The sequence below is a fragment of the Bradyrhizobium yuanmingense genome, from assembly GCF_029167105.1.
Taxonomy (GTDB): Bacteria; Pseudomonadota; Alphaproteobacteria; order Rhizobiales; family Xanthobacteraceae; genus Bradyrhizobium; species Bradyrhizobium yuanmingense_A.
The window spans coordinates 89867-113924 of the sequence record NZ_JARFML010000008.1; the positions used below are offsets into that span (position 1 = coordinate 89867).

General features: G+C 63.5%; 22 protein-coding genes and 1 pseudogene. 8 read left to right on the forward strand and 15 right to left on the reverse strand.

Annotated features, from left to right (window positions below):
• The first annotated feature begins 14 nt into the window (after window positions 1–14).
• The 5 genes from P0R31_RS12640 (at window position 15) to P0R31_RS12660 (ending at window position 5126) form a co-directional block, all read left to right on the forward strand.
• Window positions 15–812, forward strand: a complete 798-nt coding sequence (locus P0R31_RS12640) for an enoyl-CoA hydratase/isomerase family protein (RefSeq protein ID WP_275514351.1) — start codon at window positions 15–17, stop codon at window positions 810–812.
• A gap of 155 nt (window positions 813–967) precedes the next feature.
• Window positions 968–1942: a Bug family tripartite tricarboxylate transporter substrate binding protein gene (locus tag P0R31_RS12645; RefSeq protein WP_244941565.1), complete on the forward strand. Its 975-nt coding sequence runs from the start codon at window positions 968–970 to the stop codon at window positions 1940–1942.
• A gap of 74 nt (window positions 1943–2016) precedes the next feature.
• Window positions 2017–2559 carry a tripartite tricarboxylate transporter TctB family protein gene (locus tag P0R31_RS12650; RefSeq protein WP_275514352.1) on the forward strand — a complete coding sequence of 181 codons (543 nt, stop codon included), beginning with the start codon at window positions 2017–2019 and terminating at the stop codon, window positions 2557–2559.
• Window positions 2560–2575: 16 nt separating this feature from the next.
• Window positions 2576–4102 (forward strand): tripartite tricarboxylate transporter permease, encoded by a 1527-nt coding sequence (locus tag P0R31_RS12655; RefSeq protein ID WP_275514353.1) that lies wholly within the window; start codon window positions 2576–2578, stop codon window positions 4100–4102.
• 151 nt (window positions 4103–4253) lie between these two features.
• Entirely contained in the window at window positions 4254–5126 is an 873-nt protein-coding gene (locus P0R31_RS12660; RefSeq protein ID WP_275514354.1) for an outer membrane protein, read from the forward strand.
• A gap of 66 nt (window positions 5127–5192) precedes the next feature.
• On the opposite strand, the gene P0R31_RS12665 is transcribed toward P0R31_RS12660, so the two are convergent.
• Both P0R31_RS12665 and P0R31_RS12670 read right to left on the reverse strand, forming a co-directional pair.
• Window positions 5193–6386 carry a CaiB/BaiF CoA transferase family protein gene (locus tag P0R31_RS12665; RefSeq protein ID WP_275514355.1) on the reverse strand — a complete coding sequence of 398 codons (1194 nt, stop codon included), beginning with the start codon at window positions 6384–6386 and terminating at the stop codon, window positions 5193–5195.
• Window positions 6387–6505: 119 nt separating this feature from the next.
• Entirely contained in the window at window positions 6506–6808 is a 303-nt protein-coding gene (locus P0R31_RS12670) for a hypothetical protein (protein ID WP_275514356.1), read from the reverse strand.
• 197 nt (window positions 6809–7005) lie between these two features.
• On the opposite strand from P0R31_RS12670, the gene P0R31_RS12675 reads away from it, so the two are divergent.
• Both P0R31_RS12675 and P0R31_RS12680 read left to right on the forward strand, forming a co-directional pair.
• Entirely contained in the window at window positions 7006–9969 is a 2964-nt protein-coding gene (locus P0R31_RS12675; protein WP_275514357.1) for a M10 family metallopeptidase C-terminal domain-containing protein, read from the forward strand.
• Between the two features lie 221 nt (window positions 9970–10190).
• Window positions 10191–10391: pseudogene (locus tag P0R31_RS12680) on the forward strand (hypothetical protein); the annotation flags it as partial.
• A gap of 63 nt (window positions 10392–10454) precedes the next feature.
• On the opposite strand, the gene P0R31_RS12685 reads toward P0R31_RS12680, so the two are convergent.
• On the reverse strand, window positions 10455–11162 hold the full coding sequence (locus P0R31_RS12685; protein WP_275514358.1) for an FkbM family methyltransferase: 708 nt from the start codon (window positions 11160–11162) through the stop codon (window positions 10455–10457).
• Between the two features lie 622 nt (window positions 11163–11784).
• On the opposite strand from P0R31_RS12685, the gene P0R31_RS12690 reads away from it, so the two are divergent.
• On the forward strand, window positions 11785–12000 hold the full coding sequence (locus P0R31_RS12690) for a GspMb/PilO family protein (protein WP_275514359.1): 216 nt from the start codon (window positions 11785–11787) through the stop codon (window positions 11998–12000).
• On the opposite strand, the gene P0R31_RS12695 is transcribed toward P0R31_RS12690, so the two are convergent.
• The 12 genes from P0R31_RS12695 to P0R31_RS12750 form a co-directional block, all read right to left on the reverse strand.
• Window positions 11931–12257 (reverse strand): hypothetical protein, encoded by a 327-nt coding sequence (locus tag P0R31_RS12695; protein WP_275514482.1) that lies wholly within the window; start codon window positions 12255–12257, stop codon window positions 11931–11933. The genes P0R31_RS12690 and P0R31_RS12695 overlap by 70 nt on opposite strands.
• A 117-nt stretch (window positions 12258–12374) precedes the next feature.
• Window positions 12375–13337, reverse strand: coding sequence for a UDP-glucuronic acid decarboxylase family protein (locus P0R31_RS12700; RefSeq protein ID WP_036007439.1), 963 nt, complete (start codon window positions 13335–13337; stop codon window positions 12375–12377).
• A gap of 155 nt (window positions 13338–13492) precedes the next feature.
• The gene (locus P0R31_RS12705) at window positions 13493–14242 is read right to left on the reverse strand and encodes a glycosyltransferase family 2 protein (RefSeq protein ID WP_275514360.1); all 750 of its coding nucleotides are present in this window, start codon (window positions 14240–14242) and stop codon (window positions 13493–13495) included.
• An 11-nt stretch (window positions 14243–14253) separates the two neighbouring features.
• The gene (locus tag P0R31_RS12710; RefSeq protein ID WP_275514361.1) at window positions 14254–15657 is read right to left on the reverse strand and encodes a capsule biosynthesis protein; all 1404 of its coding nucleotides are present in this window, start codon (window positions 15655–15657) and stop codon (window positions 14254–14256) included.
• Window positions 15658–15661: 4 nt separating this feature from the next.
• On the reverse strand, window positions 15662–17050 hold the full coding sequence (locus P0R31_RS12715; protein ID WP_275514362.1) for a surface carbohydrate biosynthesis protein: 1389 nt from the start codon (window positions 17048–17050) through the stop codon (window positions 15662–15664).
• 25 nt (window positions 17051–17075) lie between these two features.
• Window positions 17076–18008, reverse strand: a complete 933-nt coding sequence (locus P0R31_RS12720; protein ID WP_275514363.1) for a hypothetical protein — start codon at window positions 18006–18008, stop codon at window positions 17076–17078.
• The gene (locus tag P0R31_RS12725) at window positions 18005–18895 is read right to left on the reverse strand and encodes a class I SAM-dependent methyltransferase (protein WP_275514364.1); all 891 of its coding nucleotides are present in this window, start codon (window positions 18893–18895) and stop codon (window positions 18005–18007) included. The genes P0R31_RS12720 and P0R31_RS12725 overlap by 4 nt, the downstream gene beginning before the upstream one ends.
• Window positions 18892–20418 carry a hypothetical protein gene (locus P0R31_RS12730; protein ID WP_275514365.1) on the reverse strand — a complete coding sequence of 509 codons (1527 nt, stop codon included), beginning with the start codon at window positions 20416–20418 and terminating at the stop codon, window positions 18892–18894. Before P0R31_RS12730 ends, P0R31_RS12725 begins: the two co-directional genes overlap by 4 nt.
• Before the next feature lie 10 nt (window positions 20419–20428).
• Window positions 20429–21250: an SDR family oxidoreductase gene (locus P0R31_RS12735; protein WP_275514366.1), complete on the reverse strand. Its 822-nt coding sequence runs from the start codon at window positions 21248–21250 to the stop codon at window positions 20429–20431.
• 13 nt (window positions 21251–21263) lie between these two features.
• Entirely contained in the window at window positions 21264–21965 is a 702-nt protein-coding gene (locus tag P0R31_RS12740; protein WP_275514367.1) for an acylneuraminate cytidylyltransferase family protein, read from the reverse strand.
• Window positions 21962–22870 carry a Gfo/Idh/MocA family protein gene (locus tag P0R31_RS12745; RefSeq protein WP_275514368.1) on the reverse strand — a complete coding sequence of 303 codons (909 nt, stop codon included), beginning with the start codon at window positions 22868–22870 and terminating at the stop codon, window positions 21962–21964. The genes P0R31_RS12740 and P0R31_RS12745 overlap by 4 nt, the downstream gene beginning before the upstream one ends.
• Window positions 22867–23916 carry a nucleotidyltransferase family protein gene (locus P0R31_RS12750; RefSeq protein ID WP_275514369.1) on the reverse strand — a complete coding sequence of 350 codons (1050 nt, stop codon included), beginning with the start codon at window positions 23914–23916 and terminating at the stop codon, window positions 22867–22869. The genes P0R31_RS12745 and P0R31_RS12750 overlap by 4 nt, the downstream gene beginning before the upstream one ends.
• Window positions 23917–24058 lie beyond the last annotated feature (142 nt).

Genomic DNA, 24058 nt, shown 5'->3' on the forward strand with positions numbered 1-24058 from the left:
GAAAGTGAGCTGCGATGAACGCACCGACGACTGCCAACGAAGACCTGCTCTACTCCGTCACGGACGGCATCGCGCGGATCACCTTCAACCGCCCACAGGCGCGCAACGCCATGACCTTCGCCATGTATGACCGCATGGCGGAGATCTGCCAGGAGATCAACGCCGACCGTTCGATCAAGGCGCTGATCCTGACCGGCGCGGGCGACAAGGCGTTCGCCTCCGGCACGGACATCTCGCAATTCCGCGCCTTCAAGACCGCGCAGGATGCGCTCGACTACGAGGCGCGCATCGATCGCGTGCTCGGCACGCTCGAGCAGTGCCGCGTGCCGGTGATCGCGGCGATCGCCGGCGCCTGCACCGGCGGCGGCGCAGGGATCGCGGCCTGCTGCGACCTCCGCATCGGCACCGAGACGACGCGGATGGGCTTTCCGATCGCGCGCACGCTCGGCAACTGCCTGTCGATGTCCAACATCAGCCGCATCGTCGCGCTGATCGGTCCCGCCCGCACCAAGGATATGATCTTCAAGGCGCGCCTGGTCGAGGCACAGGAGGCGCTGGCGCTCGGCCTGCTCAACGAGGTCGTGCCTGACGTTGAGACGCTGCAACGCCGCGCCGACGAGACTGCAAAGCTCGTCGCCAGCCACGCGCCGCTGACGCTGGAAGCGACCAAGGAAGCCGTGCGCCGCATCCGCCGCACGCTCTCGCGCGAGGAAGGCGAGGACCTGATCCTGAAAGCCTATATGAGCGAAGATTTCCGCGAGGGAATGGACGCTTTTCTCAACAAGCGCGCGCCGGTCTGGAAGGGCAAGTAATTCTCGCGGACTTCGGATTCGTCAGTCGAAAGTCATATGCGTGCAATTGCGCGTCTGCTTGAACTTCGCACGATTACTCCGCACTATGCAGGGATAGAACTTTCCGCACCTACAACTCAAAAAAACACAAGGGGACGAAACTCGTGCGAATTCCAGTGAAAGCCCTCGGCGCTGCGACGGCGCTGTTATTGAGCACGCCGGCCGTGGCGGCCTGGGAGCCGACGAAACCGGTGGAGATCGTGGTGGCGGCGGGCGCGGGTGGCGCCTCCGACCAGATGGCGCGGATGATGCAGGCCGCGATCCAGAAGAACAATCTGATGAAGCAGCCGATGGTGGTCTCGCTCAAGGGCGGCGCCTCGGGCGCGGAAGCGCTGATGTACATGAAGTCCAGCGAGGGCGATCCCAACAAGGTGCTGATCGCCTATTCGCTGATCTACATGCTGCCGCTGTCGGCGAAGATCCCGTTCAACTGGCGCGAGCTGACGCCGGTCTCCGTGGTGGCGCTCGACCAGTTCGTGCTGTGGGACAACAGCGCGGGCCCCAAGACGTTGAAGGAGTTCGTCGCGGCCGCCAAGGCTGCGAGCGCGCCGTTCAAGATGGGCGGTACCGGCTCCAAGCGCGAGGACCACGTGCTCACCGTGTTCCTGGAGCAGAAGACCGGCGCGAAATTCTCCTATCTGCCCTACAAATCCGGCGGCGAGGCCGCGACCCAGCTGGTCGGCAACCATACCGAAGCCAACGTCAACAACCCCTCCGAAAATCTCGAGGTCTGGCGCGCCGGCCAGGTGCGTCCGCTCTGCGTGTTCGACAGGGAGCGCATTGCCTATACGACCAAGGTGACCGACACCCAGTCCTGGGCCGACATACCGACCTGCAAGGAGGAGGGCGTCGACGTGCAATATCTGATGCTGCGCGCGATGTTCCTGCCCGGCAAGGTCACGCCGGAGCAGCAGGCGTTCTACGTCGATCTGTTCCACAAGGTGACGCAGACCGCGGAGTACAAGGACTACATGGAGAAGCAGGCCTTGAAGCCGATCTTCCTCACCGGCAAGGACATGGTGCAATTCCTCGAGGAGGACGATGCGCTGAACAAGTCGCTGATGACGGAAGCCGGTTTCGTCGCGAAGTAGCTCTCTCTTCTCTTCTCCCTCTGCCTGTTCTTGCGGGGAGAGGGAGATTTGAACGCAGTCTGTCCAAACAGTCCATGTCCCAAACAGATATCGAGATCGTCGTCGAGGATCCCACCGCGCCCGAAGACGATTCCCCTTCCGTCGTCTCTTCCGGCACGATCGAGATATTCGTCTGCCTGCTGCTGCTCGCGCTCGCGGTCACGCTTGGCTACGACAATTGGCGCACCGGCGCGTCCTGGGATGCGACCGGGCCGGAGCCCGGCTATTTCCCGTTCTATCTGTCCGTCATTCTCGCCGGCGGCAGCCTCTACGGCCTGATCGCCGCGCTGCTTGCGCGGCGCGCCTCGCCCGGAACCTTCGTCACGCGCGCGCAAGGCCGCCGCGTGCTGGCGGTGTTCGTGCCGACGCTGCTGTTCTGCCTGGCGACGCAGTTCCTCGGCCTCTATGTCGCGAGCTTTCTCCTGATCGCGGGCTTCATGCGGCTGGTCGGCCGGATCGCGCTGTGGAAGTCCCTGCTCACAGCCTTCGCGTTCACGGCGGTCATGTTCGTCACCTTCGACGTCGCCTTCGACGTCATCATGCCGAAGGGGCCGCTCGAAGCGGCCCTCGGCCGCTAGGCGGAGCCCCCGCGCGATGGAAGCTCTCGGTCTCCTGCTCCACGGCTTTGCCGTCCTGCTGACGTGGAAGACGCTCGTGCTCATGATGGTCGGGCTGGTGCTCGGCATCTTCGTCGGCGTGCTCCCCGGGCTCGGCGGCCCCAACGGCGTTGCGATCCTGTTGCCGCTGACTTTCACGATGGACCCGACCTCGGCCATCGTGATGCTGTCCTGCATCTATTGGGGCGCCTTGTTCGGCGGTGCCATCACCTCGATCCTGTTCAACATCCCGGGCGAAGCCTGGTCGGTCGCGACCACTTTCGACGGCTATCCGATGGCGCAGCAGGGCAGGGCGGCGGAGGCGCTGACCGCGGCGTTCACCTCCTCCTTCGTCGGCTCGCTGGTCGCGGTGCTCCTGATCACCTTCCTCGCGCCAATGATCTCGTCCTTTGCGCTGAAATTCGGCCCGCCCGAGTTCTTCGCGGTGTATCTTCTCACCTTCTGCTCCTTCGTCGGCCTCGGGCGCGAAGCCAAGCACAAGACCGTCATCTCGATGTCGCTGGGCCTGCTGCTGGCCGGCATCGGCATGGATACGGTGTCCGGCAGTCTGCGCATGACCTTCGGCTCGCCGGAGCTCTTGCGCGGCATCAACTTCCTGGTCGCTGTCATCGGCCTGTTCGGCATCAGCGAGATCCTGCTGACGATGGAGGAGCGCCTTGCGCTGCGTGGGCATGCGGCTAGCATCTCGCTGCGCGTCGTGCTCGGCGTCTGGAAGGATCTGCCGAAATACTGGGTGACGCTGCTGCGCTCCTCCTTCATCGGTTGCTGGCTCGGCATCACCCCGGGCGGTGCGATCGCGGCCTCCTTCATGGGCTACAATCTGGCAAAACGCTTCGCCAAGGAGCCCGCGAGCTTCGGCAAGGGCCGCATCGAGGGCGTGTTCGCGCCGGAGACGGCGGCGCATGCCTCCGGCACCTCGGCGCTGCTGCCGATGCTGGCGCTCGGCATTCCCGGCTCGGGCACGGCCGCGATCCTGCTCGGCGGGCTGATGGTGTGGGGCCTCAATCCGGGGCCGCTACTGTTCGTCGAGCACAAGGATTTTGTCTGGGGCCTGATCGCCTCGATGTATCTCGGCAACGTCGTCGGCCTCGTGCTGGTGCTGACGACGGTGCCGATCTTCGCCTCGATCCTGCGTGTGCCCTTCGCGGCGGTGGCGCCGATGATCGTGGTATCCTGCGCGATCGGCGCCTATGCCATCCAGAACGCGATGTTCGACGTCTGGCTGATGCTGGGCTTCGGCGTGGTCGGTTACGTCTTCAAGAAGATCGGCATTCCGCTGGCGCCGTTCACCCTGGCGCTCGTGCTCGGCAACCGTGCCGAGGATGCCTTCCGCCTGTCGATGATCGGCTCGGGCGGCACCCTGAAGGTGTTCTGGTCGAACGGCCTGGTCGGCTCGATCACGACGCTGGCGCTTCTGCTGCTGTTCTGGCCGGTGATCGACGGCCTGCTCGGCCGTACTGGCCGGAGGGCCGCGGGGCAAAACGACGGCGCAACGAAAAGTTGAATTCTATCAGGGCCTTGGTTTTGATGTGTCGTCACTGTCCGGTCGCTCACGCCTTGTGATTGTTTCCAGATGTTGCTGTTGCGCGACAGACTGGGCCGGGCTTGGCGCTTATCCTTCCGGTAGATTTCTTTCTTTTTGACGGGGCATTGCAATGAAGCAGGTTGTAATGGGAATTGTGGCGGCATCGCTGGTCGCGAGCAGCGCACTGGCCGCTGATCTGGCTTCAAAGCCCTACGTGAAGGCCCCAGCCGTCGTCGATCCGGTCTGGAGTTGGACGGGCTTCTATGCCGGTTTGAACGCAGGGTACAGCTGGGGGAGGGCGGAGACGACGGTGGCGCCGATCGCACTGCCGTTCCCGGCCACGCAATTCGGCTCGTTCGGCCAGAATGTCGATGGTTGGGTGGCCGGCGGTCAGCTGGGCTACAACTGGCAGTTGGATCCGAAATGGGTCGTTGGCCTCGAGGGCGACATTCAGGGGACCGGCGAGCGGTCGTCGCGGACGGTGACCACGACCAGCGCGCGCTACGGTTCGAATATCTTCGGTCTCCCGATCGGCACCGACTTCAACTCCATTGCGACGCTCACCGCAAATCTTTCCTACGACCTGCAGTGGTTCGCGACGTTCCGCGGCCGCGTCGGCGTCCTGTCGGATCCGCAGACACTCTGGTACGCCACCGGTGGTCTCGCTGTAGGCGAGTTCAAATATTCGTCCGCGACCACCCTTGGAATCCAGGTCTTCGGGCCGGGTCTCGGCGGCACGACTCCGGTCGGCGGGTTCAGCTTTCCGATCGGGCCGGGGACAACCAGCACCGACACCCGAGTCGGCTGGACGGTGGGCGCGGGCGTCGAACGCAAGTTCACCCGGAATTGGTCGGCCAAGCTCGAATATCTCTACATGGATTTCGGGAGCAAGACTTACTTCGCGGGGACCGCCAACCAGGCGGACGTGAGTTTCCACGATCACGTGCTGCGCGCCGGCTTCAACTATGCGTTCACTCCGACGCCCGTCGTCGCGAAATACTGAGCTGTCCAGTGCAAACTGCCTTCGATGCCCGGCGATCCTGCCGGGCATTGTCGTTTCCGACCGAGGTCACACCACCTTGGCGTCCCTGAGCTTGGCAATCTCGTCAGTGCGGAAGCCGAACTCCTTCAGCACCTCCTCGGTCTGCTCGCCGAATTCCGGCGGGCGCGCCACCATCCTGCTCGGCGTGCGCGACAGTGTTACGGGCTGGCCGACCAGGCGGATATGCCGGCCCTCGTCGTTCGGCACGTCCTGCGCAATGCCGAGATGCCTGACCTGCGCGTCCTCGAACATCTGGTCGATGGCGTAGATCGGCCCGCAGGGCACGCCGGCCTCGTTGAACTCGCGGACCCAGGCCTCGGTCGACTTCATCACGGTGCGCTTTTCGATCTCTGCGTTGAGCGCGTCGCGGTTCTTCGAGCGGGCAGGGGCCGTCGCGTAGTCGGGATGGGCATACAGCTCCGGTGCGCCGATCGCCTGCGCGCAGCGCTCCCAGATCCGTCCGCCAGTCGTGGCGATGTTGATGTAGCCGTCCGAGGTCTTGAACACGCCGGTCGGGATGCTGGTCGGGTGGTTGTTGCCGGCCTGCTGGGCGACCTCCTTCTCCATCAGCCAGCGCGCGGCCTGGAAGTCGAGCATGAAGATCTGGGCCTGGAGCAGCGAGGTCTGAACCCATTGTCCCTTGCCCGAGACCTCGCGCTCGAGCAGCGCGGTGAGGATGCCCATGGCGCAGAACAGCCCGGCGGTGAGGTCGGCGACGGGAATGCCGACCCGCATCGGGCCTCCGCCCGGCGCGCCGGTGATCGACATCAGCCCGCCCATGCCTTGCGCGATCTGATCGAAGCCCGGCCGCTTGTGGTAGGGGCCGTCCTGGCCGAAGCCGGAGATGCTGCCGTACACGATGCGCGGGTTTATCGCAGCGAGGCTGTCGTAGTCGATGCCGAGCTTCTTCTTCACGTCGGGCCGGAAATTCTCGACCACGACGTCGGCCTTGGCGGCCAGGCGCTTGAACACCGCTAGCCCGCGCTCGTCCTTCAGGTTCAGCGTCATCGCCCGCTTGTTGCGGTGCAAATTCTGGAAGTCGGAACCGCGCCGCGGTCCCCCCGGCTGCTCGCCGCCGGCATCCTCGGTCAGTGCATCGATCTTGACGACGTTGGCGCCCCAATCGGCGAGCTGGCGCACGCAGGTCGGCCCGGAGCGGACACGGGTCAGATCGAGCACGGTGAAGCGCGACAGGGCTTCCGAGGCATGCGGGAAGGGCATCGTGAAAGGCTCCGGGACAGATTGCGGGCCTACCATAGTGCCCAGAGATCACGCGACAAGCCGGCCCGACGCCGGTCCCGCCTGCCGAAATGCCTTGCCTGAGGGCGGTGTCTGCGAGATCAGCGCGACAGGCGCTTCAATTCGGCGCGCGCCTGCGCGGCGAGAGGATCATCGCCGTGGCGCGCAATGAAGAGCTCGAGGGCCTCTCGCGTTCCTTTCCGGCGGGCCGCTTCATATTCCTCCGCCACCGCAGCGGCAGGATCTCGCGCCATCGGCATGGAGGGCGCGCGCCTTGCCTTGCTGCTGTCCTCTGCTTTGGCCTTCTCCACCATCGCAGGCAGTCCTCCGAGACGTTGATGGGACAGTCCAGCAAGCGCAATCAAGGCGCCAAACAGGCCGGCCAGGAGTGTGCGTCGTTTCATGAAACCCTGCAAATCACGGGCGTTCCGGGAACGAAACTCTATGCTCGCGTTCCGTATGACTACGGTATTTAATGGCTAACACAGCCTTATGGGAGCAGCGCAAACGCTGCTGCCCCATTTAAACCAAACGTTTAACTCTCTAGCTAGAATCATGTGCCCCCGCGGCGAATCACACGACGCGTTGCTTGGAGAGTGAATTGGCCACCGCCGTTTATGTCAGTGCCACCAACAACGCCGAGATTGACGGCCTGCTGTCCGGCGTCAAATGGTCGGGCACGATCACCTACAGCTTTCCTGACGCGCCGAGCGACTATTCGAATCCTTATTCCGGCGGCAGCGGCGAGCCGACCACCTCGGGCTTTGCCTCGGTGCCCACCCAGATCCAGGCGGCGATCAACTACGCCGTCGGATTGATCCTCGGCTACACCAACGCCAACATCCAATATGCGGGCACCAACGGCGCCGACCTCATGATCGCGCAGTCGTCGGCCGCCAATCCGACCGCCTACGCCTACTATCCCGGCAATTATGCACCCGGCGGCGACATCTGGTTCGGGACTCAATACAATTTCTCGCTGGCCAAGCTCGGCAATTACTACTTCACCACTGCGCTGCACGAGCTCGGACACGCGATCGGCCTCAAGCACAGCCAGGAGGCCGGCGGCCCCGGCAACGTCGCGGTGCCGAGTGCGCATGACAGCAGCGAATACACCGTCATGAGCTATCGCAGCTATGTCGGCGCTTCGACCACGGGCGGCTACACCAACGAAGCCTACGGATATTCGCAGACCTACATGGCCAACGATATCCTCGCGCTCCAGACGATGTACGGCGCGGACTACACGACGCAGAGCAGCAACACCGTCTACACCTGGAATCCGACCACGGGGCAGCAGTTCATCAATGGCGTCGGCCAGCTCGCACCGGGCGGAGGCGTCGGCGGCTCGGCCAATCGCATCTACGAGACCGTCTGGGACGGCGGCGGCATCGATACCTACGACCTGTCGAACTACACGACGAACCTGAGCATCAACCTCAATCCCGGTGCCTCGTCGGTGTTCTCCTCCGTGCAACTGGCCTATCTCGGCGACGGCCACTACGCATCGGGCAACGTCTACAACGCCTATCTTTATAACGGCGACGCACGCTCCTACATCGACAACGCCACTGGCGGGTCCGGCAACGACACGATCATCGGCAACGCCATCGCCAACACGCTGAACGGCGCCGGCGGCAACGACACGATCACCGGCGGTGCGGGCAGCGACACCATCAACGGCGGCTCAGGCACGGACACCGCAGTGTATTCGGGCAGCCGGGCCAACTACACCATTTCCTACAACGCGGCGACACAGACCTTCACCCTCGTCGACCTGCGCAGCGGATCGCCTGACGGCACCGATACCGTCACCGGTGTCGAATATTTTCAGTTTGGTAGCACCACGCTCGCCAGCTCCAGCCTTGTGCCGAGCGCGATCGAGGCGTTCGGATCGACCAGCGTGGTGCTGACGAACAGCAATTACTACCTGAACAACATTTCGACCGGCAGCGGGCCGACCCTGAAATACGGTGGCTCCGTCGTGAACGCGGCCAATTACAGCACGTGGTCGGTGATTGGCGCCGAGCAGGTGTCGGGCGGCGGTTACGACGTGGTCTGGAAGAATTCGGCCAACGCGCACTATTCCGTCTGGAGCACTGACGCCAACGGCAATTTCCTGACCACGCTCGCCGCAGCCCCCGAGGTGCTGGGGACCGATCCATCGCTGCAGGCGCTGGAGCCGACGCTCCAACAGGATCTCAATGGCGACGGCACGATCGGTACGTTCGTCGCCTCCGTCAGCGGCGTCACGATCGAGGCGTTCGGATCGACCCGTACGGTTCTATACAGTGGCAACTATTATCTTTACGACGCGGCCGGCACCGGACCCACGTTGAAATATGGCGGCTCCGTCGTGAACGCGGCCAATTACAGCACATGGTCGGTGATTGGCGCCGAGAAAGTCTCGGGCGGCGGTTACGATGTGGTCTGGAAGAACTCGGCCAACGCCCACTACTCCGTCTGGAGCACGGATGCCAACGGCAACTTCCTGACCACGTTGGCCGCGTCGCCCGAAGTGCTGGGCACCGATGCATCTTTGCAGGCGCTGGAGCCGACGCTCCAACAGGATATCAACGGCGACGGCACGACCGGCGTTCCCGTCGCCCCGGTTGTCAGCGGCGTCACCATCGAAACACTTGGATCGACCAAGGTGGTCCTGTCGGGCGGTAACTATTTCCTCGACGACATTTCGACCGGCACCGGACCGACCTTGAAATATGGCGGCTCTGTCGTGAACGCGGCCAACTACAGCACATGGTCGGTGATCGGCGCCGAGAAGGTGTCCGGCGGCGGCTACGACGTGGTGTGGAAGAATTCGGCCAACGCCCACTATTCTGTCTGGAGCACGGACAGCAATGGCAACTTCCTGACCACGATCGCGGCTGCTCCTGAAGTGCTGGGCTCCGATCCGTCCCTGCAGGCGCTGGAGCCGACGCTCCAACAGGATATCAACGGCGACGGCACGATCGGCGTCACTCTCGTTCCCGTGAGCGGCGTGACCATCGAGGCGTTCGGATCGACCCGCTCGGTTCTATACACTGGCAACTATTATCTGTACGACGCAGCCGGCACGGGACCCGTTCTGAAATATGGTGGTGCTGCGGTGAACGCGGCCAATTACAGCACGTGGTCGGTGATCGGCGCCGAGAGGGTGTCCGGCGGCGGCTACGACGTGGTGTGGAAGAACTCGGCGAACGCTCATTATTCCGTCTGGAGCACGGACGCCAACGGCAACTTCCAGACCACGCTGGCCGCGGCCCCGGAAGTGCTCGGGTCCGATGCGTCGCTAAAAGCACTGGAGCCGACGCTTCAGCAGGATCTCAATGGCGATGGCGCCATCGGCGCTGCACCGTTCGATGATAACTTCGCGTTCGGCTCCACCGAAAACGGGGCGTTGTCGACCGAGATCCCGTCCGAACTCCCCGATACAATACCTGCGCCAGCCGATCCGCAGACCGCGTCCCAACAATGGAGCCAACAGGCAGGTCACGACAACGTTGTCGCTGACATCCTGATGGATGTGCTCCACAACCCTCACGGCTCCGGTTTCCTGCTGAGCTGACAAGGTGTCCGGTGCGTCCGTTCGCGCTGGCGCTTCAGTTGCCTGAAAAGCCACCTGTTGGGCCTCGAGGCCGGACTTGCCTCTCGCCCAGCGACGAATCGCAATTGGGTTCGGTGATCAACGCGTTCCCTGGTCTTTCTCGTTGCCCTCTCGCGGTAGCCCGCGAGCCTTTGTGTGTACGCGTCCTGTGAAGCGTTGCAGACCCGCCTAGTCGCCCTGCGATCAAATGCGTCGAAGAGCACTCCTGGTTTTCGTCAGTTCTTGCGCAGCCGGCTTACGTCCAAACGACCAGAAACTTGGTTTCAGGTGTGGGCGACGACGCCACCCCGTGTAGCCGGACTGCGCCTTGCACGACATTCGCAGGTGCAATCTCGAAGACCGAGGCGGGAGACGAGATCAACTGCCTCGACTCCGGCGGCTTCGCAATATGCGGAGATCGCTTTGGTGATGGTCACGACGCCGAAGCCGCGAATGTCGCAGCGGTTCTAAACGGTCGCATTGAAGCGATCTATAAACTCCCTGCGGGCAAAAACGAAATCCGCATATCGGAAGATGCCCTTACTGTCGGGGATGCAATCAATAATCTGGAAGATCTGAAATTCTCTCTCTTGCAGCCAGTTGATAATCTCGCTGGCCTGATAAGACTTTTGGAATCTCTTGATCAAAGATACTTCGGCGATGATAAAGTCGATGTTTGGCAGAAGCGCCTCGCTTCCTTTCAGAACTTCCAGCTCGAAGCCTTCCGTGTCGATCTTTAGGAGCGTCGGATGTTTCAGCTCATCGGCACTCACGAGCTCGTCTAGCCTACGGATTTGGACCTCTACCGTCTCAAGCTCCTTATTATAAAGGCCCGTCATCCTAGATGCGGTCAAAAGACTAGATCCAGGACCGTTGAGTCGGAGATAGCCGCTGCCGCTCGAGGAGCCGACAGCAAATTTCACCAGCCGTCCCTTCCTGCTGCCCAAGACTTGGCTTTGAAGAAAAGAGTGAAATTCCGGGCTCCCTTCCACCAGGATCAGTTCCGCATCTGGGAAATGGGCATAGAGATCTGGCGTACCGTATGCGACGCCAACGTCGATGATAGTCTTCACCTTCGGCAGGAGTTTTAGTCCGGCGAGTGCCGGGATCTTTCGCCTGATGCTGAATCCAAGCGCAGAGAATGACTTCTTGATAAGCGAGTTCAGAGATTTCATTTCGGGAAACGCTAAATTGATGCGTGGATCTGGATCAGCTTCTTTGTGCGATCGGCGAGGTGGCTCAAAATCGCTCGATCAGCCCGAATAGCGCGTGGAAAACCGCATATGCATTCACGCCGCATCTCCCGCGCAAGCCGATGAACACTGCTAAAACGACTGGGAATGCTGGTCAAGGGCAGTCCACCGCTAGTTGAGAGTGCGTGGCTGGGCGGCCACATATGTAGACGATGTCTTCGGAGCCCTTCCATGGCTGCCAATCTCACGAACCTCAAAACTCAGAGCGAAGCGCGCTGGAGGGGCGATGCATGTCGACCCTAGGCGGGTTCCGACGTTCGACGTCGTGGCACAGCGGCTAATCGCTCCGGCCGCCAAGGCGCGCTATGTTGGCGTGAAGGTGTGGCTGCGGAGGGACGCCTTTCGGCCGGTTCCGTGATGTTCGTAGCCATGGTCTCGGTGCGCGAGTGTGCGGGCCGCCGGAGTGGGACCGGCAACTGGGGCAGAACGATCCGCTCAAACAGGTGTGGGTGCGGCGCCAAGAATGCCACGGCGGCGATGGCCGAGCGCCCCGGCAAGCCGTTCCTGGAAGGTCCGACGGTGACGGCGCGCGGGCGCCAATCTGTTGCAGCGGGTTGCCGCGGCGGTCGGCGATGCCGGCGGCTCGGTCCAATCCTCGCAGGTCGACCTAGCGGGGGCGCAAGCTAAGGACGGCTTCGTCGGTCTCGTGGTCGGCTGCGAGCTGGAACAATCCGCGCTGCAAAGACTGCTCTACGATCTCGAGGCTGGCATGCCGTTCCTGTTCAGCTCGATGTCCAGGTGCCGCAGACCACGGCGTTGAACGAGGCCAGCGCCGGCCGCGTCAGGGTGATCCTGGGCGTCTCGGGCCAGTGGCAGGCGGCGGGGAAATAGCTTCCCGTACCGGCTCACCAAGAATACTTGAAGACGCCTTTGCCGGTTGAAATTCGTCACCTGCGCCGCCGCGTAAGGCGCGATGCCCATCAGCGGCGTTGCGAAGCGATAGCCCCCGTCGAAGGGAGCCGAGAAGGTGTCCGCCTTGAAGCGGCCCTGCAGCTGGTCGACGCCGGCGAGCGCCACCGTGCGGTTGGTGGTGCGCCGCGTTCGAAGAACGGCGAGTCGGACGGGCTCTGAGCATGCCCGGCGTGCGCGCTCCTTGCCGAAGCTCGCTGCGGAGGCTGAACGCCGCGAGCGGGATCAGGCGATTTCGAGCGAGTGCTTGAAGTAAGCGATCGTCTCCTTCAGCCCGTCTTCGAGCGCAACCTTCGGTTCCCAGTTCAGCACGGCTTTCGCCTTGGCGAGGTCGGGCTGGCGCTGACGCGGGTCGTCCTGCGGCAGCGGCTTGAACTCGAGCTTGGAGCGCGAGCCGGTGAGCTCGATGACCTTTTCGGCGAGCTCGCGAATCGTGAACTCGGAATTGTTGCCGAGATTGATCGGGCCGGTGACGTCTTCCCCAGTCACCATCAACCGCATGATGGCCTCGACGAGATCGTCGACATAGCAGAACGAGCGGGTCTGGCCGCCGTCGCCGAACACGCTGATCGGCTCGCCCTTCAGCGCCTGGACGATGAAGGACGAGACCACGCGACCGTCATTTGGCTGCATGCGCGGGCCGTAGGTGTTGAAGATGCGCGCGACCTTGATCGGCAGGCTGTGCTGGCGCCAGTAGTCGAAGAACAGCGTTTCGGCGCAGCGCTTGCCCTCGTCGTAGCAGGAACGGATGCCGATCGGGTTGACGTTGCCCCAGTAATCCTCGGTCTGCGGGTGGATCAGCGGATCGCCATAGACCTCGCTGGTCGAAGCCTGGAAGATGCGCGCCTTGAGCCGCTTGGCGAGTCCCAGCATGTTGATGGCGCCGTGCACCGAGGTCTTGGTGGTCTGCACGGGATCGCGTTGGTAGTGGATCGGTGAGGCCGGACAGGCCAGGTTGAAGATCGCATCGACCTCGATGTAGAGCGGGAAGGTGACGTCGTGCCGGACCGCCTCGAACAGCGGATTTGCGATCAGATGGGCGATGTTGCGTCGGCTGCCGGTGAAATAATTGTCCGCGGACACCACCTCGGCGCCGGCATCCAGCAGCCGCTCGCAGAGGTGCGAACCGATGAACCCGGCGCCCCCGGTCACGAGGATGCGGCTGTTCCTGTAGTTTTCAAACGGCATGATCGGTTCCAGATTGTCCGCGGGGAGCAGGCTGAGTGGTATCGGCAACGGCCGGACTCGCCAATAGCGAAATGGGTTTGGATGGAGGTGTTAAAGTACCCCTACTGTGCATGGGGTTGTTTTGGCACTTTTTTCAGTGGGATCCCGCCATACGTCTAGAACTCCCGCCGCTTCAGCCAGGCCCGCGCCCCCCAATGGGCAAAGCACCAGGCGGATCGGGGCAAGGAGAGCTGCTCGACGTTGCGATAGATCTGCCAGACCCATTTGGCCGAGCGCAGCGGGCGACTGGAGACCGAGGATCCTCTGACCCGGTAGCGGGCCAGATCCTCGTTGAGGCCGTATGCGGTATGGCCGCGCTTGAGGATCGAGAGCCACAGGCAGAAATCGTCGTAGCCCTCGTTCTTCATCGCGACGGGACCAGCGATCTCGCGGTCGACCATCGCCGTCAGCGTCGCGATCGCGGTGTTCTTCAGGAGCTGCCCATAGGTGAACGAGGCCGGCACCTCGATCAGCCGGCCAGTCACCGTGTTGGTGTCGTTGATGCGGCGAAAGGCGGTGTAGCTGAGCGCGGCCTGCTTTGCCTTTGCGAAGGCGAGCTGCCGCTCGAGTTTCTCGGGCAGCCACAGATCGTCGCTGTCGAGGAAGGCAAGATAGCGGCCCTGCGCGGCGTCGATCGCGGCCTGACGCGCCAGCGCCGGCCCGCCGTTCTTCGCCTGCCGGATCAGCTTGACGCGCGGATCGCGCTCGCCGATGCCGGCGATGATCTGCGGGGTCTTGTCCGTCGAGCAGTCGTCGGCGATCAAGAGCTCCCAATCTGTGAATGTCTGGCTCTGCACCGAGCGGATCGTCTCCTCGATCAGGCCTTCGACGTTCCAGGATGGAGTGATGATCGAAACGAGCGGCATGACGGGTCCGTTCAGTTCGCGCGGGCAGGCGCGGCGATTGCGGCACGCAAGGAGGCCGCAAAGGTGTCGAGCAGCTTGGTGTCGCTGACATAGAGCTCGCCCGGATAAGACCGTCGCCAGGCCGACTCGAAATAGGGCGCGCCCTTGGCGGGATCGAACGGCCCGGCGGCGAGCGCCTCGCGCAACCGTGCAGGTACATCGGCCAGACGATCGACCGCATAGACCAGCGGACAGGAGCGGTAGAATGCGTCGCCCATCACCACCACCGGCTTGCCGAGCAGCAGCGCTTCGGCGCCCGACTTGCTGTTGACGGAGACGACGGCAGCGGCGCGATCGAGCACGGTGTAATTGTTGGTCTGCGGCGGCAACAGCACGAAATTGTCGAACCGGCGCGCGAGCTCGAACAGGCGGGCGGCCGAGATTGCTCCGATCTGGGCAGGATGCTCCTTCACCACTAGCACATGCGAATCCGGGATCGTGCGCAGCAGGAAGTCGACTGTCGCGACCTGGTCGAGATAGTCCGGCGAGCGAAGCGTCAGCGCCATGTCTGCCGGAACGTGGAACGGATAGTAGACGAAGGGCGTTTGGGGAAGCGGCTGGTAGAGCTTGCGCAGCCGCGTCGCGTTGAGCGCCATCGCGGCATGCACCTGAGCGTGACGCAGATTGTGCCCGAATTCCTGGTGCTTGCCCAGCGCGAACTGGTCCCAGAGCTTTTCGACGAGACGATTGGCGTTGCGCAAATTGACGACCTTCTTGAAGGCCGCCGAATAATGATGCTGGTCCTTCTTGGGAATGACGATCGCGCGCTGCGTCAGCGTGTCGTCGAGATAGGCGCGGACCTCTGATGAAACCGTGTCCGCCGGCGTCGGCATCACGTCGGGCGCGCCGAGCGTGTCGGGCGTGAAGTACATGCGGCCGCGAAAGAACGACGGCTCGATGAACCAGTTGCGGATGTTGCGGCGCCTTGCGGCGTAGAAGCTCGCGATCACCGAAAGAAAGCCGCCGAGCTCCTGCACCAGCTCGGCGCGCTTGCCTTGCCGCTCCAGCCGGTCGAGCAGTGTCTCCATCGCGTTGGCGTAGATCATGAAGCGGCGGCGCAAGGCGGCGCTATCGCGGATCCCGAAGGTGAAGCGTTCATGGCTGAACAGGAAATTGGTTCCGTCGAGGCCGTAGGCGGCGACGCGCGTATCGAACGCGCCGCGATCGTCGGGTGAGGGGGCGGCCTTGAGGCCTTCGCGATACATGTTCGTGACCGGCACGCCCTCGGCCGCCGACATCTCGGCGCTGCGATCGTCGAAGGCAAGCAGCTCCACGTCATGGCCTGCCGCGCGCAAGCGTTGCGCCACCGGAATCCAGAACCGGGTCTGGTATTCGGCAAGCGTGGTGATGAGAATGGTCTTCGCAGATGCTGTCATGGCTCTAGTGGGCGTGTTCGATCGCAATGCTCGCGAGCGGCAAGCCCGTCATCGCGCAATGCGCGCGCCTTGCCGTATATTGCGACGGGCTCGCCTGATCGTGCGCGGCGATGCGCTGAAGCAGGGGCTGGACGATGGACGGTGCGATCCGCTTGTCGCGACGAGCGCGATTGAGCTGGCTGCGCAGCCGCTCGGTGACGGCCGAGCCGAGCGCCGCGCTGGCGGCGCCCTTGATGATCTGGCCGATGCTCGGCTCGTCGCGCGTGCCCTTCATGGTGGCAAGCAGCGATACGTAGGGCCGGCGCGAGGTCGGCGCGCGCGTCAGGACGTCGGCGACGCGTTCGGCGGCTTGCCCGTCGTTCAGGTGAAAGAATGCCTCGATATCGGCGGCGTGAACGCGGGCGAAATCGAAGGCCTCGGTCTCGCGTTCGATATGGTCGATGGCGCTGAGCAGTTCGTCGAACGAGGCGACCGGCCGGCTCACGCGTGCGGGCAGCGCGGCATGGCCGGCGGTCGTCGGCGTGTTCAGATATTCGAGCTGGAGCGGGAGCTTGCCGAGCAGGACCGATTCCACGGCCGTCCCGCAATTGAGATGAATGACGGCGGCCGCATTGCGGATGCGGTCGAGCACGCTGCCGGTGCCGTCGATCAGGACGTTGGCGTGGCGCGAGAGCGCGCTGCGGTAGACGTCTTCGCTCTCGAAGGGGTGCGGTCGCACGAGAATGTTGCGGTCGGGGCGCGCTGCGGCGAGCCGGTCGATCTCGGCGAGATAGCTCGCGAAGACCTGCTTCAGGTCTGCGATGAAGCGATCGACATAGGTGCCGTCCCAGCCGGCGCGCACCATCGCTTCGCGCTCGCCGCCCGGCTTGCCGGTGAAGCGTGAATTGACCAGCGGAAAGTTGGCGTTGACGAGCAGGTAGCCGCGCGGCTCGCCATCGAGCAGCGTGCGCCAGCGTGGGGCCGCGAAATCGAAGCGCGGGCATCCGGTGAGGTGAAGCTGCTCCGGCTTCATGGTCCCGGTTTCGAGGAAGGCGTCGTGCAGCCGGCTGCCCCAGAAGAAATAACCCGTCAGGATGTCCGCGTAGCCGCTGCTCTTGATGTGGGCCGCCATTGCCGGTGGCGAATTGCCGCCCTTCTCCGCGAGCACGCCGCCCTCGGTATCGAGCACGTAAAGCGCAAGGCCGGCCTTGGCAAAGCTGCGCATCAGGTCGAGATTGACGGCACGTGCGTAGTTGACGACCAGTGCGTCCAGCCCGAGCCGCGGGACGTCGACGGCCTGCTCGTACATCGGCACAAGCGCGACCGAGACGCCGCGCCGCGCGAGTTGATAAGCGAGCATGACTGCCCCAGGCAGGTCACGCTTGGGGTGATCGACCACCAGGCCTATGCGCAAGATGTGAGCTCCCGGCAGATCCGCGTCAGAGCCGCATCACGGTGCGCTCGAGCTCCGTCAGGGCACCGACCGCGCGGAAGCGCGGCGGCGGTTCGGGAAAGATGCGCGGCTGCTGGATGTAGGTTGCTGTGTACAGCAGGCGGCTGCGATCCGACTGGATCCGGCTTCCCATGTGCAGGCAGCGCGCCGTGTTGACGATAAAGGACGACAGCCGGGGCGCGATCATTTCCTTGACCGCGTCCGGGCCGGTCTTGGCGAACACCTGAGCGTCGCTCATATGGCTCTTCAGCGAGTTGCGGAACGCCTTCGACGGCCCGGCCGGAATGAAGGTAAACGGACCGTCCGCGCTGTCCTGAACATCGGTCAGATAGATGAAGAGCTTGCAGACGCGCTTGTCGTCGTGATCGAGGTGCCACAATTGCGAGAAGCTCAGCGCCTGGTTCGGAGTCGGTTGCGACAACGTCAATACGACGTCCGACAATTGCGGAAGATCGTGCATGAAGTCGCCGATGATACGCAGTGCAGCAGGCTGCAGGGCGTAGCGCACGAAGGGATGGTCGGTTGCAAAGGAGCCGTTGACGAGATCTTCGTCCAGCAGGCTGACCCAGAATGATTTGTGCCGTTCCTTCTGCTGGCCGACGAGCTCGTTGAGGCGCTTCACCTTGGCGTCCGCGAACGAGGCGACGGCTTCCGCGAGGCTGCGTTCCACAAGCGTGGACACGTCGACATAACCATCCTCGGCGAGCTTGCGGCTCGCCTCGGACCACTCGGGCTTCGTGGGAAGCTGCTTTAGCAGCGCGACGCGCTTGCTGCGCGCAGGCAGTTGCAGGGCGGTCAGACCCGCCTTCACCGCCCATCCGAGGTCGGTGCGGTTGACGTGCCACAACAGGCGGCGGAACTGGCTGATCTTCGCCTTCTTCGGGGCTGATTGAACAGCTGTCGTGTTGATGGTTGTCATGTGGGCTCCCAGCAATACAAAAAACCATCATTGTGGATCGTCGGCGCGAACGGCATCCGTTCGCGCGCCAGGACGCGGACGCGGCCCTGCCGCTCGTACTCGTCGAGCGTTGAGAACAGCTGCGTCTGGTAGTCGACCGAACGGATATAGAGGAAGCTGACGATATCTCGCGGACTCAAGAGATTCAGCAGCTCCGTCGTCGGCTCGATGTTGATGACGCGCTTTGGCCTCGCAGCAATGATGTTGTCCACCACCTTGCGCACGTCATAAGGGATCTGCTCGATGCAGAAATAGGTGAAGACGACCTGACCATCGACGGCGGAATAATTCGGGTCGTTGCCGTCGGTCAGGTCGATCCTGTCGAGCGAAATCCGGTCCGACAGGCCATAGTGTGCCGCGATCTCGCGGCCTGCGGCGATTCCGTTCGGTGCAATGTCGAACCCGTGCAGCTTCCAGTCCGGATGATTGAGGTGGAGCGAAAGCAGGTTGATGCCGCAGCCGGCGCCGAGCTCGACGATCTCCGTGGCGCCGCCTGCATGCCGCGCGAGCAGGTCGCCGAGGGCTCGGGCACGGTAGCGATAATAGTCGTCGGCCGCGATCCTGCAGATCTGATTGTCCACCTTGCGAAGAGCCCGCGCAGGATTCTTGGGTATCAGGAACTCGTCGATGCTGGCGGCTTTGGTCCAGCGCTTCTCGGACAGCATTCGCTGCCAATGCGTCAGATTGTACTCGGAATCGACGACGTCGGCCGTGCGCTTCACGCGGCGCAAGGCAAGACGGCCAATGCTCCTAGCCGCATCGATGGCATAAGTCGTGGCCTTGTCCGACAACGACGCCGGAGCGAACCCTGTGGTGACCGCCTTCGTATCTGTCGCGTGGATGTTCATTTAGCTGCTTTGGATGTCAGTCCCATCAGTTGTCCGACTGCGGGAAATACGGTCCGGTGCCGATGCTCGAGGACCAGAAAGTATTGGAGCACCCAGGTCACCAGACAGAAAACCATGGAACCGAGCGCGAGCTTTAGCACGCTGTCGAACCGAATGTAACCTGCAATTGCTGCTAGAAAAACGCTTGCCAGAAGAAGGATTGCGAACTGGGTTCCGATCATCTTCGCGAACTGATTGCGATCGAGCTCGAGTGCACTGCGCAACTCTCTCAACTGCAAGGGAAGCACGGCGATACTGCCGATGACCTGGCCAAGTATCAGGGCGCGTTCCGCGAACAAATGCAGTGTCGCGGCGGAGACCGCCGCCCAGATCAGAAGCTGAACGGCCACCAGCCGGTTGAGCTTGGCCTGCACCTCGGGCCGCGTCAGGAAGATCAGGCTGCCGATTGCCACATATTGCGCGCAGATCGGAACCAGGAAGCTGAGGCCCATCCAGAACGCGTAGGGCGCAAGAAGCGGGCCGATCCAGATCTCCATGATTTCAGGCGAGAGGATAGCGGTGCTGGCAAGCGGCGGCACGACAAACATCGGCATCATGACGAGGCCGAGGTCACCGAGGCGCTGGAACGACGCGGCGCTGCCGCGCTCGTCGAGCCGACTGGCAACCGGAAGCAGCGCGGATGTCAGGAGACTGACGACCGTCTTGGAGAGCCGCGACAATCGTACCAGCGCGTCGTAGGTGCCGACGGCCCTCGGCCCGAACAGCAATCCGATCAGGAACGGTTGAAGCGGTCCAGAAATGCCGCCCATCAGCTTGCCTTGCAGCAGCAGTAGGCAACGATGCAGAACGTCCTTCCGGATGTCCGGGGTCCATGGCAGCAATCGCATGCGCTTGTGCCGCAGGGCGACGAAGGCGGCAATTCCGATGACGATGGCGCGGGCCACCAGGGTGGCGAGATAGATGTAGGCGACCACCTCGAAGCCTGCCCCCGCCCACGATGCTGCGAATGTCAGGCCGACATAGGCCGCCGTCGACGTGACCTCTGCGGCGCGGAGCAGGTTGTAGCGCTCGAAGCCTTTGACGATGCCTTCCCACACCAGCGCCGGAATGAAGATCAGATTCGCCAGAGCCGTGTAGTGCATGATCCTGGCGAACGTCTCAAGGTGCACGGCGTCCACCTTCATTGCGACGACGAACAGCGGCGTCGCGAGCCAGATCGCGGCGCTGAGAATCAAGGCGAGGGCGATGGAGGTCGCTCCCAAGAATGCGATCTGGCGGCTGGCCTGGGTCCAGTTGCGGTGCTCGCGCGCGCGCGCGACGACCTGGGTTGCGACCTCGGAGAGACCGAGGTCCAGCACCGCCATCGTGCCGCTGGGAAGCAGAAGCCGCGAAATGACGATGAGACCGAACTCGGTGACCCCCCAGGTTCCGATGATCAGCGGAATGACTGCGAGGCCCAGCAGGGCGGCCAAGCCGAAGGCAAACGCCGAAATCACCGTGTTCTGGATCAGGCGCTTGATCATTGGTGTTTTGTTACCAGGCGCTCAATCCGCCGTCGACGGCGATGTTCTGCCCGGTCACGTAGGAGGCCGCGTCGGACACCAGGAACAGCATGGTCCCGACCATCTCATCGGCCCGCGCCATGCGGCCAAGCGGGACGCGAGCACCATAGCGCGCCTTGAAGGTCTCGTTTTGCCCGCTCTCCACCCCGCCGGGGGTGAGGGTATTGACGCGAACGCCCTTGCTCGCCCAATAGGTCGCCAGGTGCTTCGTGAGGCCGATGACACCGGCCTTCGAGGCGGTATAGACCGCCGGCGTGTTGATGGCGCGGCCGAGATATTCGGAGCCCTCGTAGATGCGCTGATCGGGCGCCAGCAGTCCGTAGATCGAGGCGGTCTGCACGATGGCGCCGTAGCCGCGCTCGGCCATCCGGCCGCCGAGCACCTGCGCCACGGTGAACATGCCGTCGAGATTGACGGACATGATCTCGCGCCAGATATCCTGCGAGAACGTCTCGACCGGGGCGAAGAAGGCGTCCACATCGCGGGTTTTGCTGGCGGCGTTGTTGAGCAGGATCGAGACCACTCCGAGGTCGGATTCGATTGCATCGGCCGTCTTGCGCACCGCATCGGGATTGGTGATGTCGCAACCGTAGCCCTTGGCCCGGACGGCATGGCGTGAGGCGACGTCGGCCGCCGCCGCTTCGGTCGCAGCCTGATCGAGATCCACGATCGCGACATTGGCGCCGAACTCGGCAAGCCCCTCGGCAAATCGACGTCCGAGAATGCCGCAGCCGCCGGTGACGACGGCCGTCCGCCCAGTCAGATCGAACAGAGCCTTGAAGCTCGTGGTCATCGCTTGCGCCTCCTCAGGTCGGCAGCCGCTGGCGGAGCAACAGTTCCACCAATGCAAAATCGAGATCCGAATCGATGTCGATCGAACGCTCTTCCGGCATCTCGAACAGGCGCGTATCCGGATAGAACACCGCGGGGTGCTCCAGGAACGGTGCGACCCGCCAGACATAGATCGACGCGTTCATGTCGAAGCAGCGCGGGGCGTCCTGCCGTCGGGTGATGGGCGGATTGGCGGATTTCGAGAGGCCGACGCTGCCGTCGGTGCGCTGCTCGACGAGGTTGAAATACGGCGAGCGCCGCGCCGGCGCACCGGTGATGACATTGCGCGCGCCGCTCTCGCGCAGCAACGCCACTGCACCAGTGATGTCCGAGGCCAGCCTGAGCGGGGAAGTGACGTCGAGATCGACGAAAATTTCCGGCGTCCGACCCATTTGCGCTATGGCCTGCTCGAGGCAGTGCCGGATCGCCGGCAGCTTCGGCGCGGTGTCGGTCGCCATCTCGTCAGGGCGTTTGACCGCGATATCGGCGCCGGCCTTCACCGCCGCATCGAGCAAGGCGTCCGAATCGCTGCTGAAGGCGATCGCGTCGAACAGGCCGGTCTCGCGCGCCTGCTCGATGCTCCACGCGAGCACGGGCCTACCCAGGAGATCGCGCGCGTTCTTGCCGACGACACCTTTCGAGCCGCCTCGCGCGCAGATGGTACAGACAAGGCTCATGGCGACACCCAGGTCTTGCTGCGCAACGCGCGCTCGCTGGCGTCGATCAGATGCATGACGCCGAGGGCCTCCGGCAGGGAGCAGGCCGGCTGGGCGCCACGCATCGCCGCCACATGCATGTCGCGGTAGGTCTGGTCGCGCTCGCTGGGGATCTCCCTTGCCTTGCCGTTGACGGCGAGGCGCCCGCCGACGAGATCGGCCTCGATGGTGTCGTCGTCGACATTGACGCGAATGCGACGGACGCCCTGACGGTCGAGATAGTCCATGTGAACGTGAACGGACGGCGCCCGCTGCATATCGAGCAGCAGGTCGAGGTGGTCCTCGACGTCGATGTCGCGCGCGCCGGAGGCGCCGCCAAGCGCCGCGACGCGATGCCATGGCCCGAACAGCCAGAGCAGATAGTCCAGCTCGTGGCTGAGATCCCGCAGCACGCCGCCCCCGGCATCAGCCGTGGCGGAGGCGGTTGTGCGGTGATCGCGGTCCGGTCGCCAGTCCCTGATGTCCTGGCCGACATAGGCGCCGACCGTGATCACGTCGCGTCCGCGCAGCGTGTCCGCCAGCGCCGTCATCACTGGGTGAAAGCGCAGATTGTATCCGACGCTGACATGGGCAAACGGATATTTCGGGGGCGGTGCCGGCGTTGCGAAAAGCGGCTTCTCGACGAGGACTTTGCCATGGAAGCCGGTTTGCGCCAGCTCTTGCAGATTGTCCGCATGGCGCGCCGTCTCGGTGGCAATCACCACGTAGTCCGGATGCGCCGCCGCAACGGCCTGCGCGATCGAACCGTAGTCGCCACCTTCGCGCCGGCTGACCGTTGCGACCCGAAGGCCGAGCTCGCGCAGGACGCGCGCATGCCTTGTGCCGATCGAGCCGAGGCCAACCACGACGGCTGTTGTCGAGATCACGGGAAGACCTCGTGAAACTCCGCATGCGCCTGCTCGAAATCCTCCAACCGGCCGATATCGAGCCAGTACTCGCGAATCGGATAGACTGCGACGCGTCCCTTGTCGGCAATCACGCGCTCGAGCACGGTCGGCATGTCGATGCTGACGCCCGGCGTGACGTGGCGGAAGACCGACCTGCCGATCACATAGATGCCGGCACTGACGAACCAGCTCTCGGTCGGCTTCTCGCGAATGGTCTGGAGAAATCCGTCCGTGGTGGACACCACCCCATAGGGGACGTGCACCTTGTGCTCGCGGACAGCCATCGTCGCTTCTGCCGGCGCTCCGTTGTGGAAGTCGAGAAGCGCTCCGTAGTTGATCGTGGTGAGGATGTCGCCGTTGGTGACGATCATCGGCAGATCCGGCGGTGTTGCAAACAGTCCGAGCGCACCGGCGGTGCCCAGGCGCTCGGTCTCGTGCACGTACTGGATGTTGGCGCCAAAGGCGGCGCCATCTGCAAAGTAATCCTTGATCGTCTGGGCCTTGTAGTTCACCGAAATGAAGATGTTGCCAAAGCCCTGCTGGACGACGTTGCGGACGATCGTCTCGAGCAGTGGGCGGCCGCCGACATTGAGCATCGGCTTCGGCACGTCGCGCGTCAGCGCGCCCAGGCGCTCGCCGAGGCCGCCGGCCATGATCAGCACCGGATTCGGATACTGGCGCGGCTCGAGCAGCTCATCGAGCGTCTCGACCACGACGAGATGGCCGCCCTCGTCGACGAGCGGGAGCTGCTTGATCGACCTCTGCCGCATCAAATGCAGGCGATCCTCACGGGACAAGGTCGCAGGGGCCGACACCGGCGTCCGGTTCATGATATCGGTCGCAAGCCCGGTGAGGGCGATGCCGCGCAGCAGTCCGCGTCTGACGTCGCCGTCGGTGACCACGCCGAGCAGCCGGTTCTGGTCGTCGAGCACCAGCGCAATCTGGATGCTTCCGCTCTCGATCGCGGCAATGGCCTCGCCCACACTGGCCTGGGTACCGACGATGGCCTTGCGCCAGGATTTCATGGCAATTCTGCCTCGTACACGCCGGATTTGTGGGCAGCCCACGGCTGAGCCTGCTATATCGCGGCTGCGAGAGGCGGCGTCAACCCCGTCAGGGGGCCCGGGCTTGTCCTTGTTAATTCAAGCGTTTTCAGGCGCAATCGGT

Coding starts and splice junctions, on each gene's coding strand:
- P0R31_RS12725 (WP_275514364.1), bottom strand. CDS start 18,895: ATGAACATCCACGCGACAGATACGAAGGCGGTCACCACAGGGTTCGCT.
- P0R31_RS12660 (WP_275514354.1), top strand. CDS start 4,254: ATGAAGCAGGTTGTAATGGGAATTGTGGCGGCATCGCTGGTCGCGAGC.
- P0R31_RS12655 (WP_275514353.1), top strand. CDS start 2,576: ATGGAAGCTCTCGGTCTCCTGCTCCACGGCTTTGCCGTCCTGCTGACG.
- P0R31_RS12710 (WP_275514361.1), bottom strand. CDS start 15,657: ATGACAGCATCTGCGAAGACCATTCTCATCACCACGCTTGCCGAATAC.
- P0R31_RS12705 (WP_275514360.1), bottom strand. CDS start 14,242: ATGCCGCTCGTTTCGATCATCACTCCATCCTGGAACGTCGAAGGCCTG.
- P0R31_RS12665 (WP_275514355.1), bottom strand. CDS start 6,386: ATGCCCTTCCCGCATGCCTCGGAAGCCCTGTCGCGCTTCACCGTGCTC.
- P0R31_RS12685 (WP_275514358.1), bottom strand. CDS start 11,162: ATGAAATCTCTGAACTCGCTTATCAAGAAGTCATTCTCTGCGCTTGGA.
- P0R31_RS12735 (WP_275514366.1), bottom strand. CDS start 21,250: ATGACCACGAGCTTCAAGGCTCTGTTCGATCTGACTGGGCGGACGGCC.
- P0R31_RS12730 (WP_275514365.1), bottom strand. CDS start 20,418: ATGATCAAGCGCCTGATCCAGAACACGGTGATTTCGGCGTTTGCCTTC.
- P0R31_RS12720 (WP_275514363.1), bottom strand. CDS start 18,008: ATGACAACCATCAACACGACAGCTGTTCAATCAGCCCCGAAGAAGGCG.
- P0R31_RS12750 (WP_275514369.1), bottom strand. CDS start 23,916: ATGAAATCCTGGCGCAAGGCCATCGTCGGTACCCAGGCCAGTGTGGGC.
- P0R31_RS12650 (WP_275514352.1), top strand. CDS start 2,017: ATGTCCCAAACAGATATCGAGATCGTCGTCGAGGATCCCACCGCGCCC.
- P0R31_RS12670 (WP_275514356.1), bottom strand. CDS start 6,808: ATGAAACGACGCACACTCCTGGCCGGCCTGTTTGGCGCCTTGATTGCG.
- P0R31_RS12700 (WP_036007439.1), bottom strand. CDS start 13,337: ATGCCGTTTGAAAACTACAGGAACAGCCGCATCCTCGTGACCGGGGGC.
- P0R31_RS12740 (WP_275514367.1), bottom strand. CDS start 21,965: ATGAGCCTTGTCTGTACCATCTGCGCGCGAGGCGGCTCGAAAGGTGTC.
- P0R31_RS12640 (WP_275514351.1), top strand. CDS start 15: ATGAACGCACCGACGACTGCCAACGAAGACCTGCTCTACTCCGTCACG.